General features: G+C 57.6%; 12 protein-coding genes and 1 tRNA gene. 4 read left to right on the top strand and 9 right to left on the bottom strand.

Features of this window, described 5'->3' with window-relative positions; all coding sequences use genetic code 11:
- The 3 genes from LDL37_RS13830 to LDL37_RS13820 all read right to left on the bottom strand — a co-directional run.
- On the bottom strand, window positions 1-817 hold an 817-nt coding region (locus tag LDL37_RS13830), incomplete at its 3' end, for a S49 family peptidase (protein ID WP_290799381.1).
- Between the two features lie 145 nt (window positions 818-962).
- Window positions 963-1,835: a rhodanese-related sulfurtransferase gene (locus tag LDL37_RS13825; RefSeq protein WP_290799379.1), complete on the bottom strand. Its 873-nt coding sequence runs from the start codon at window positions 1,833-1,835 to the stop codon at window positions 963-965.
- 57 nt (window positions 1,836-1,892) lie between these two features.
- Entirely contained in the window at window positions 1,893-2,366 is a 474-nt protein-coding gene (locus LDL37_RS13820; protein WP_290799377.1) for an MEKHLA domain-containing protein, read from the bottom strand.
- Window positions 2,367-2,495: 129 nt separating this feature from the next.
- Here LDL37_RS13820 and LDL37_RS13815 point away from each other — a divergent pair.
- Window positions 2,496-2,569 (top strand) — tRNA-Gln (locus LDL37_RS13815).
- Here LDL37_RS13815 and LDL37_RS13810 read toward each other — a convergent pair.
- From LDL37_RS13810 to LDL37_RS13800, 3 genes are all read right to left on the bottom strand, one after another.
- Window positions 2,555-2,974, bottom strand: coding sequence for a hypothetical protein (locus tag LDL37_RS13810; protein WP_290799375.1), 420 nt, complete (start codon window positions 2,972-2,974; stop codon window positions 2,555-2,557). The genes LDL37_RS13815 and LDL37_RS13810 overlap by 15 nt on opposite strands.
- 311 nt (window positions 2,975-3,285) lie before the next feature.
- A complete protein-coding gene (locus LDL37_RS13805) occupies window positions 3,286-4,419 on the bottom strand; it encodes a DUF418 domain-containing protein (RefSeq protein ID WP_290799373.1) in 1,134 nt (377 codons plus the stop codon).
- 44 nt (window positions 4,420-4,463) lie between these two features.
- Entirely contained in the window at window positions 4,464-5,357 is an 894-nt protein-coding gene (locus LDL37_RS13800; protein WP_290799371.1) for an ABC transporter six-transmembrane domain-containing protein, read from the bottom strand.
- Between the two features lie 173 nt (window positions 5,358-5,530).
- On the opposite strand from LDL37_RS13800, the gene LDL37_RS13795 reads away from it, so the two are divergent.
- Window positions 5,531-6,226 (top strand): response regulator, encoded by a 696-nt coding sequence (locus LDL37_RS13795; RefSeq protein WP_290799369.1) that lies wholly within the window; start codon window positions 5,531-5,533, stop codon window positions 6,224-6,226.
- The gene (locus LDL37_RS13790; protein ID WP_290799367.1) at window positions 6,219-7,322 is read left to right on the top strand and encodes an ATP-binding protein; all 1,104 of its coding nucleotides are present in this window, start codon (window positions 6,219-6,221) and stop codon (window positions 7,320-7,322) included. The genes LDL37_RS13795 and LDL37_RS13790 overlap by 8 nt, the downstream gene beginning before the upstream one ends.
- A gap of 241 nt (window positions 7,323-7,563) precedes the next feature.
- Here LDL37_RS13790 and LDL37_RS13785 read toward each other — a convergent pair whose 3' ends face one another.
- The 3 genes from LDL37_RS13785 to LDL37_RS13775 are packed head-to-tail and all read right to left on the bottom strand — an operon-like array spanning window position 7,564 to window position 8,780.
- Window positions 7,564-7,935, bottom strand: a complete 372-nt coding sequence (locus LDL37_RS13785) for a hypothetical protein (RefSeq protein WP_290799365.1) — start codon at window positions 7,933-7,935, stop codon at window positions 7,564-7,566.
- Between the two features lie 21 nt (window positions 7,936-7,956).
- Window positions 7,957-8,661 (bottom strand): SDR family NAD(P)-dependent oxidoreductase, encoded by a 705-nt coding sequence (locus LDL37_RS13780; RefSeq protein WP_290799363.1) that lies wholly within the window; start codon window positions 8,659-8,661, stop codon window positions 7,957-7,959.
- A complete protein-coding gene (locus LDL37_RS13775) occupies window positions 8,646-8,780 on the bottom strand; it encodes an SDR family NAD(P)-dependent oxidoreductase (RefSeq protein ID WP_290799361.1) in 135 nt (44 codons plus the stop codon). The genes LDL37_RS13780 and LDL37_RS13775 overlap by 16 nt, the downstream gene beginning before the upstream one ends.
- A 133-nt stretch (window positions 8,781-8,913) precedes the next feature.
- On the opposite strand from LDL37_RS13775, the gene LDL37_RS13770 reads away from it, so the two are divergent.
- Window positions 8,914-9,801 (top strand): AraC family transcriptional regulator, encoded by an 888-nt coding sequence (locus LDL37_RS13770; RefSeq protein WP_290799359.1) that lies wholly within the window; start codon window positions 8,914-8,916, stop codon window positions 9,799-9,801.
- Window positions 9,802-10,000 lie beyond the last annotated feature (199 nt).

Genomic DNA, 10,000 nt, shown 5'->3' with positions numbered 1-10,000 from the left:
CGCCCTTGGCCTTGGCGGCCTCTTCGATCTCCTGCACCTGACCCAGATTGGTGATCAGGCCCAGTTCCTTGGCCTGTTCGGCGCTGTAGGGACCGGCTTCGAGAATGGTTTTCAGCTTAGTGGCGTCCAGCTTGGCGTCCTTGCGGTCGATGGCGGCGTCGCTGATCAGCGAGTCATAGACCGAGCCCATCCACGACAGGGTGGCTTCGCGGTGTGCCGGGGTGAAGTCGCTTTGCAGGTAGGGGTTGACGGCGTTCTTGTACTCATAACGCTGCTGGAATTGCGGCGTGATGCCGTACTTGTCAAAGGCGCGCTTGAGGAACATTTCCTCGGTCGCAATGCCGGTCACCTGAAAAGACGAGCGCGGCTGCATCCAGAATTCGGTCGCCGCCGTGCCCACCGTGTAGGAGGCCAGCACCATGGTCGAGGGATAAAGGCCCTGCGAATGGGCATAGACCGGCTTGTTCTTGCTGCGCACATACCGCACCGCCGTGCGAATTTCCTGAGCGGCGGCGGGCATCAGTCCGCCTTCGGGGAGGCGGATCAGCACCGACTTGACCTTGCTGTCGTCGGCGGCGTGATAGAGCGAGGTGACGATGTCCATGGTGGACAGGGGACGCCCCGTAATGAAGGCGAAGGGATCGGAGCGCGATTGATCCGTCAGGCCTTCGCGCAGATCAACCACCAGCGTGATGGCCGATGGTGTGGTCGGCTTGGACGCCGCCGCGATCATGGTGATGAGCAGGAAGGGCACACCGACGAAGAACAGCACAAAGGCGGCGAATACGGCGGCTACCGTAATGAAAAACTGTTTCATGTGACGAACGTCATCCCCGAATTGGGTGCAGCTATATCAAGATGCGCCGGAACCACGATGGGCGACGCACGCGCACTCAGGCGCGCACCATAGCGTGCCTTACAATAAGGTCAAATGAAGACCGTGTAATGCAGGCGAACGCAGATCAGAATTTGGTGCGACCTGCGGCCGGTTCGCGGTCATGCTGATATTTCGGGTCGCCGTGGCAATGCGGGCAGGAGACGCCCTTTTGGTACATCGGGCTTTGCTGATCCTCGGCCGTCAGGGCGTGGTCGCAGTAAAGGCAGAGCACGGCGGTTTGCGACGGATTTAGGTGATGATCGACGGCGATACGCTCATCGAAGACAAAGCATTCACCATCCCATAGCGACTCTTCGGCGGGCACGTCCTCGAAATACTGCAAAATGCCGCCCTTGAGGTGATAGACCTCGTCAAAGCCGTTCTCCATCATCCAAGCGGTGTATTTCTCGCAGCGGATGCCGCCAGTGCAGAAGGTGGCTATCTTCTTGCCTTTAAGCTGATCGACGTGCTGGCGCGTCCATTCGGGCAGAAATTTGAAGGTCGGGATTTTCGGGTCAATGGCCCCCTTGAACGTGCCCAGATTGACCTCGTAATCATTGCGCGTATCGAGGATCACCACGTCATTACGGCGGATCAGATCGTTCCAGTCCTTCGGCTCGACATAGTGGCCACGGCGGCTGAGGTTGACCGGCTCCCCCAGCGAAATCGTCTCTTTCTTCAGGCGCACGCGCACCTTGCCGAAGGGCTGGGTGTCCGCATAGGACTCCTTCCATACAATCGGCTCGCCAATCAGTTCGCTCTGAAGGTAGGTCAGGAAACTGTCTATGGCCTCGCGCGTGCCGGCCATGGTCGAGTTGACGCCTTCAGAGGTGATCAGCAGCGATCCCTTGATGCCGAGCGCCTTCAGCCGTTCGAGCAGCGGGGCCTGATGCGCTTCGAAATCGGGAAAGTCGAAGAAATGATAGAAGGCGGCGATGACGTAGGGCGGCTGTGACATGCGGCGGGAGCTATCACAAAGCCTGCGCTCACGAAAGGGGGCGGGATGTCGCGATGGTTACAGGAAACGCCAGCGCCGGATAAAGGCGGCCTGCCCGTGACGGGTGCCGGCCTCATCGACGACATTCCACAGGACGGTGTCTTCTATGTAAAAGCGCCGACCGCTGGCGGATACGCGGATACCGGCATAATGATCGACATACCCCTGCGCCAGCGCCGCTTTGAGCAGGGCGTTACGGTCGGACTGTATGCCGTTGTCGGGTTCTGCGGAATGGCGCGAAGGCAGACGGGTAAAGGTGTCCCAGTCCATTTCCCAAAGGTTGAGTGCCTGCGCATTGGCATAACGAAAGATGGGGTCGGCTTCGATCCCGTGGGAGACGATGGCTTGCGGGGCCGTGAACAAGGCTTCGGCCAGTTCGGAGTCGTTCAATCCGGCGGCATTGGCGACAATTTCCTGTCCTGTAAAACGGTGGAAGCTGTTGGCCATCAGCCGGTTATAGGTCTGAACGGCAGGGTCAAGGGCAGGGGGCATGAAATCCAGAGAAGTTGGGGAAAATTTCAACGGGGGGATTGCATGTCACAAAAGCTTGGGTTAGTGAAGCGCCCTCTCGCTGAGACAAGCGAGGCCAGCAAGTCTTTCAAAGACTTTCTAAAGACCTGCTGGGGAATGGTGTAATGGTAACACTCCGGTTTTTGGTACCGTCATTCTAGGTTCGAGTCCTAGTTCCCCAGCCAATTTTCTTTTCCTGCATCATCATACCCTTTCGGGGTTTCATTTTTCAACGATTTCAGTGCTGTTTCTTGCAGCATATCAAATGGTTGTCGAAAATCTGCGATCAACTCGCCATCCTTCCAAATGCAGTTCTGGAAGACGAAATTTAATAGCTTTCTTTGGGCCATTCCCTCTTGTTTTTCGAAGATCGAATGAGCGTCCTGGACCAGCTTCAACAGGCTCACCCCTTCGTCCATGTACGATTCCCCAGCGCCATTAAGCCTTAGAAGCTCATCTTCGCACCGCCTAGCCTCTTCTTTCCATTGACTTGAAGTTCTAGAATAGAACGCATCACTAATTCGGCGGTCGAGCTTGTCGATATAGAGGGCTTCCAGGCGCTGATTCAGGCGATCCAGCGCACCCTTCACGCGATTAAGGGCTTGGGCATGAGCGAGAGTCTCGTGAAAGGCACGAGCCTTCCTTCACCAAATGGATTTCTATGTCGAAACCATCAAGCGTCACCCAATCCTTCAGGTTCCGATACAGCGGGTCGGTTTTTTCGACTAAGACGGTCCGCACCGACGGATGCCTGCGAAGGTAGGTTCGCGGCGTGAGCTTGGGCAGGAGCACCCTTGAAAAACACCACGCTCGGCGCGTCTCAACGCGTGAGCAGCGGACATGAGGACCGAAGGGTGCGCAGCGCCGCCGTTTCCCTGCGCTCGGCGAGCTTCGATCCGGATCAACTGGCCAGTTTCACGAGCCGTCTCCACAGCATCTCCAGTGGCCCCATATCGAACTTCCGAAGCCAGAGGTTTGCCAGAATGACTTGTAAAGCGACGACACAGATGACGACCCCCATGACGCCGGCCGATCCGAGGTTAAGTTGGGTCAGCGGCCCCCAAGGCGCCCAGAGGACCCAGATTCCGATCAGGCTTTGCATGACGTACAATGAAAAGGCGGTGCGTCCAGCGGCGAGTAGCGGAGATAGAAGCCTTACGCCCACGCGGGTTTTCCAAAGGCAATTCATCATGCCGACATGGCCAAGCGTCATGATGATCCGGCCGAATTCGGAAGGAGAGGGGCCGCCTGAGAGAGAGGTTTGACCGCTTAAGGGCATAAGGCGCAGGGCAGCGCCCAGACCATAACCGAGTATCATCATCATCAGGTAAAATCGCTCGGACTTTCGCCCCTGTATAATGCCCCACTTAAACAAGGCCACGCCGATCAGCATGGTGCCGAAAGCTTCGGCGACCGTCATCCACAGGCCAAGCCCCTTGACGGTCTCATACCATATCTGAACGGCGCCCTTGATCTCAGCCGCCCCGCTTCCGTTTGGGGCGCCGGGTGCATAACCAGCCGCGGCTGCATACTGAAGCGAGCCGGCGATGACGAGCCCAGCAGCCAGCGCTGCGGCCGCCGGCAGTGTTCGAAACGTAAACAGAAACAGTGCCGCCAGACCATAGACATGCAGGATGTCATAGCCCCATCTCACGACGAAAATATGCAAAAGGCCAAACAAGACCAGCCACATGTTTCGGCGCAGATAGGTGTCTGCAATGCCGATGGGGCCATCCGCCGTTAGTGCCTTTGCCGTCAGGATCATCATGCCAGCGCCAAACAGCATTTCCAGCAGGCCGCGTTGTGTCCCCTCGAAGAACAGATCGGTGACGGTTTGAGCCAGGGCGTCATACCAAGGCACATCTCCAACTCTTAGCCCCATGTCACCTGCAGGTGCCATCAGAGGTATATTGATGAGGAAAATCCCCAGGATGGCGAACCCTCGCAAGGCATCAAGCACCTCAATCCGTGTCCGGGCGGAGGCAGGCAGATTTGCGGACAGGCCCTGATCCGCAGTCAAGGTCGTTGTCGTCATGGATAAACATCTCCGGTGAGGAATACAGGCGTCGCCAGGACGCTTCAGCCAGCCTGTCCCAGACGCTGGGCTATGTTACGCAGCTTGGCGATATGGTCAGCGAGGCGGGGGGCCTCATCGAGGCTCATCACGAAGGTCCACAGATAGGTCATCACCGCGTAGATGCGCCCCGCATCTGTCTGGCCGCTTCGCGACAGGCCAATGATGGCGGTCAGGAACAGCAGCGCCGCAATGACGCCCAAGGCGAGATAGGCCCAGGCTTCAAGGTCTGACAGACGCACCCGCAGGTCCGACAACAAGTTAAAATGCCTCAGAATTCTCGGTCTGCGGCCTGTCGAGAGAATGTCAACGCCACGCTCCAGCTGGTTATTGAAGCGGTTATGCAGCTTTTCGTTCCGGCGCGAAAAGGCCGGAAAGGCAATCAGGACAAACAGCAGCGCCACAGAACAGGCGAGGCCCAGCCACATATCCAAAACCATCAGCATGCCGACCGCGCCAAAGATCGAGATGACCGATGTCGCCAGCATGGGAAGATGGGCTTCGAAAAAATCGACGAACTCTCGGGCCAGATCAACCCGGGCGACGACGCGCGAGGGTTTGTGCCCACGCGCGTGCTGTTCCTGTGCGACATCAGCGGCAAGGTGGGCATAGACCCGTGAGAAGACCCGGGTATCCACCGCGCGACGCAATGCGCCCACCGACCAGAAGCCCAATACCATCAGGGCATATCCAGAGGCGGCAAGGACGTCGCCCTTCAGGATGGCATTGATGGCAAAGCCGCCGAAGAGGGGGTAGGCGAGAAAGAGGGCGTTTTCCAGCGCCAGCAGACCAAAGGTAATCAGGAAGCTGGCGAGATTGCTCCGCATCAGGTTCTGCAAAAACCGGCCGGCGGTCCTGTCGGTTGTATCCTTGGCCATTACTCTGTCGGGGCGGATCATGGGGCGTCTTTCAAAGTCAAACGCGCATCTGTTTTGTCTGCGTCGTCGGCCCGTCTTAGGCGCAAAGTGTGCAGACAAGCCCCAGAGTTTGTGGAGAATATGTGGAGGCACCGGGATTGGGTTGAACCGTAGATGTTTTTCCCTGATGCTTGGGTAAAGGCAGGATATGACCCATGCAAAACCCACTTGTACTGATCATCGAAGACGATCCGGAGATACAGGGCATTCTGGATGCCTATTTCCAGCGGGACGGTTTTCGCACGGTCACAGCGTCGAACCCTCAGATTGGGTTGTCCCACCACCAGCGACTGAAGCCGGACCTTGTTGTCCTTGATGTAAAACTCCCGGGCATGGATGGCTACGAGGTCTTGGCCACCCTTCGCCGTGAAGCCGAAACCCCCGTGCTTATGGTGACCGCCCTGTCCGAAGACCTCGACAAGTTACAGGGGTTGCGTTTGGGCGCGGATGACTATGTAACCAAGCCCTTCAATCCGCTGGAGGTCATTGCCCGCGCCCGTACTATCTTGCGCCGCAGTGCCGGGTCGCGCCAATCACCGGTCCTGCGTGTCGGCCCGCTGGTCATCGACACAGACGCGCATCAGGCTCTGGTAGAGGGGGCGGCGGGGCCGCAACCCCTCGCCCTGACACCTACCGAGTTTCGGATCCTGTACCACATGGGGCGCACGCCGACCCGGGCCTTCCGGCGCTCTGAACTGATAGATGCCTGCCTGCCCGAAGGCGAAGCGCTCGACCGCACACTGGACAGCCACATCAGTAATCTGCGTCGCAAACTGGTCGCCGCAGGGGCCGCTGATCTTTTGACGAGTGTCCGGGGGATTGGCTATCGGCTGGGGCGGACACATGCTTAAGCCGCGCAGCGCTTTCGCTCTGGTCATGCTGCTGGCGGTGATACTGGTCGTGACCATGTCTGTGGGGGCCCTCGTCTTGGGCCTCCTGTATTACGAGGCCATTGAAGCGCATTTCCCCGAACTTATGGCCGGGGCCGCCGGAAGTAACTGGGCCGATAGAGGCTTTCTGATACTGATGCTGGCCATTGGCATACCGGTGGGGGTTCTTCTCAGCTGGACGCTGGCGCGGCGCATGTCTGCGCCGATGACGGAGGTCGCGCGGGCGATCCGTGCCGTGGCCGCGGGCGACCTCACAGCGCGTGCGGCACCGTCTCCTGATGTTTACAGCGAGATGAAGGGATTGGCCGAAGACTTCAATCGCCTGGCCGATCGGCTGGAACGCTCTGAGGCCGAGATGCACTTTGCCAATGCGGCCATCGCGCATGAGTTGCGCACCCCTTTGACGATCCTGAAGGGCCGATTGCAAGGCGTTTCTGATGGCGTGTTTGAGATTACGCCGGAGATGATCTCAATGTTGCTGGCGCAGGTCGATGGTCTGACCCGCATCGTAGAGGACCTGCGGCTTCTGTCACTGCTGGAGCCCGGACGGGTGCCCCTCAACAAGCAGGCGGTTGATCTTGGCGACCTGGTACAACAAACAATCGGACTGGTGGCTGATGATCTTCAGGAAGCCGGTATAGAGACGCGCCTCTCGATAGCGCCAGCCGTCGTCGAGGCCGATTCCGCCCGCTTGCGTCAGGCCTTTCTGGCCTTGCTGACCAACGCCATGAAGTATGCACCGGGCGGCCCTTTACATATATCCGTGCGTCAGAACGAAGCGCAGGCTTTTATCGTCGTCACAGATGGTGGTCCTGGCATGCCGTCTGAGGGATTGACGCAGGCCTTCGACCCGTTCTGGCGTGGAGAGAAATCCCGAGGCCGCGACAAGGGGGGCAGTGGGCTTGGCCTGGCGGTCGTGCGGGCGATTATAACGGCACACGGCGGATCAGTAGCAGTTTGTAATCCGGCTGGTGGCGGATGCAAATTCACCGTCTGTTTGCCAAAAAGTTCGGTCACGTCGGCCAAGGCCGTTACCTCAATCGGCGCTCAATCTTAAACGCTTGCAGTACCGCCAGGCATTGAAATATCGGCCTTGTAGGGAGCCGTCGCCGGCACGATGTCTGCTTACAAAGTCGGATGTAAAACTCTTGTTAATGTCCGCAGTGGGCGCGAACCTGACTGGAAGCCGTCGGCTCATTCTGGCCCATTATGGTCGTCTGCGTCAGACACCATTAACTACACAGGCCGGAAAACAATGCTTTTTGGAGTTTGTTGACCCGGCGTTGTGCCATTTTTCCCTATAAGAGGTCGAATTTGGCTTCATCTCTAAGTGCGCGCCAGGTCCATATGGCGCCAAGCAGATCAATCAGGCCAAGCCCCAACAGGATTGGCGGCGCGAGTTTTGCCAGAACAAACCCGGCAAAAAACACGGAGACAGAAAGGCGCCCATACACGGTTGCCATGAAAAAGGGCCGAACCTCGTGCCTGGCCATAACGCCGTAGTATGACCCCAGAATGATAGTCAGCATCCCGACAACGCGAACCCAAAGCTCGTGTGCTTCGGGGAAGCCCAGAGGAACGATCGCAAGATTTGGTGCGAACACAAAAGCTGCACCCGAGATGATCATATAGACGAAGAAAACGTAGATAGTTCTGGCGCTTTTGCTCATGATCGGCCTCCTCAAACAGGGCTACTTTACCCATTTCCGGACCATGTCTTCACTTTTATCCCATAGCGACTTGGCCACACTTCCGTCGTCTTGAAACTTAACCGGCATCGGTTTCCGGTCGTCATAAACTTCGCCGGTCTTCCAGTCGGCCCCGGGCCGTCCCTCAACCAGGCGCACCAGCCTCTTCGCGCTTTTCTCCGAACTGATCGTGAAAAGGTACTTCAGAGGGGAGTGATAGATAGATTTCATGAAATGCGTGGTGTCGGACGCAAACGCCGAGCGAACGACGCCCGGATGAAAGGCAACCGCACTTATGTCGGAGCCACCAAACCGGCGCTGAAGCTCTCTGGTGAACAGTATGTTTTCGAGTTTAGCGCAACCGTAGGCGTGCTCCGGCGCATAGTCGCGTTCGTTATTGAGGTCGGTCACATCAAAGTCGGCCCCCCACATGTTCGCTGCGGCACTCGCCGTCTGAATAACTTTTGCTCGGCTCGTGATCAGGTCAGGGAGCAGCAGACGCGTTAAGAGGAAGGGGGCAAGGTGGTTTACCTGAAAGGTTTTCTCAAAACCATCTTCCGTCACCTCGCGGTTACCCATAATGCCACCGGCATTATTCGCTAACACATCAATCTGACCGAGGCCCTTCAGACGGGCCGCCAAAACTGAAACTTCAGACAGTTTAGAGAAGTCAGTCACATAAAAGGGCACCCTCAAGGATTTCGCCATAGCTCAGTCTTCGCCTGCGAACGCCCGACGACGACGACCTGATGACCTCGATCTACCAACTGCCGCGCCGCCGCCGCGCCGATCCCATCGCTCGCACCGGTAATAACGACGTTTAACATCTCCACTTCCTTTCGTGACCTTGAGGTCATCTTGACGGTGTCTTGCCCTAATGACGATGCCTGATCGTCCCTGAGAATTGCCTAATCCTGCCTATCTATTGACGCGTCGCTGTTCCTTGGTTTGAGTCAGGGTATGGATATCATATCGGACATCAGGGCAGCCGCGCTGACGCACGCAGGCGCAGAAGGGGCATCGGAGCTTCCGCTTCCTCGGGTGCAGATTTACTCGCTCGAACAGCCGACAGACCTGTTGCCCCTGGTGTACGAGCCAGTCGTATGCCTAATTCTTCAGGGGGCGAAGCAGACGCTATTTGGCAACCAGCTCAGGCGGTATGCCGCAGGCGAGTGCATGGTGGTTGCCGCAGAGGTGGTCGCGGTAGCGCAAATCATTGAGGCCACGCCTAATCGCCCCTATCTGGCGATCAATCTGCACCTGGACGCGGAGATAATCGCGAATCTGCTCTTGAACATGGTTGAGGTCGCTGAGCCTTCGGTTCCCAGCGGAGTCACTTCTGCTCTAGCCTCCGATCCGCTGCTTGAGGCCTGGCGGCGGTTGATCGAGCTACTGGACCGTCCGTCGGAGATCCCCCTGCTGGCGGCTCGATTTGAGGAGGAGATTTTACTGCGCCTTCTGATGGGGCCTCAGGGCGCGGTCTTGAGACAGTTTGCTGCGCCGGGGAGTCGTCTTGCCGATATTCGTCGCGCCATGGCCTGGATACGAACGCACTATGCGGAACACCTGGCGATAGAAGATATGGCGGAAATCGCCCGCATGAGTGTGTCCGTCTTCCACCGGCGATTTAAAGCGGTTTCCGGCCAAAGCCCGCTCCAGTATCAAAAGCAGATAAGACTTACGGAAGCCCGTGTCCGGATCGTCGGCCAAGGACTAAGCGCGGCTTCGGCTGGGTTCACCGTGGGCTATGAAAGCGCGTCGCAGTTCAGCCGGGAGTATCGCCGAATGTTTGGTCGCCCCCCACAACGCGATGCCGATTACCTACGCTCTGCAGGGGGAATACGATGAAGCGCGGTCTGTCACTGCTTGTTACTAGAAAATTGCTTATGCGCCTGACCGTTCTCTGGTGTTCCGGCTTTTGCCCAGAGATGACCCATTGGGCGCTTTATCGACGATCTAGGCCGTAAACTCATAAATTGGGTTTTCAAGCTGGCTTATGCGTGATTCAAGGCTTCCACTGATTTGGAGGCCTTTTTCATGACCCGTC

It is taken from the genome of Asticcacaulis sp., assembly GCF_020217185.1.
In the GTDB taxonomy this organism is placed as follows: domain Bacteria; phylum Pseudomonadota; class Alphaproteobacteria; order Caulobacterales; family Caulobacteraceae; genus Asticcacaulis.
This window is presented reverse-complemented; position numbering and strand designations above follow the sequence as displayed.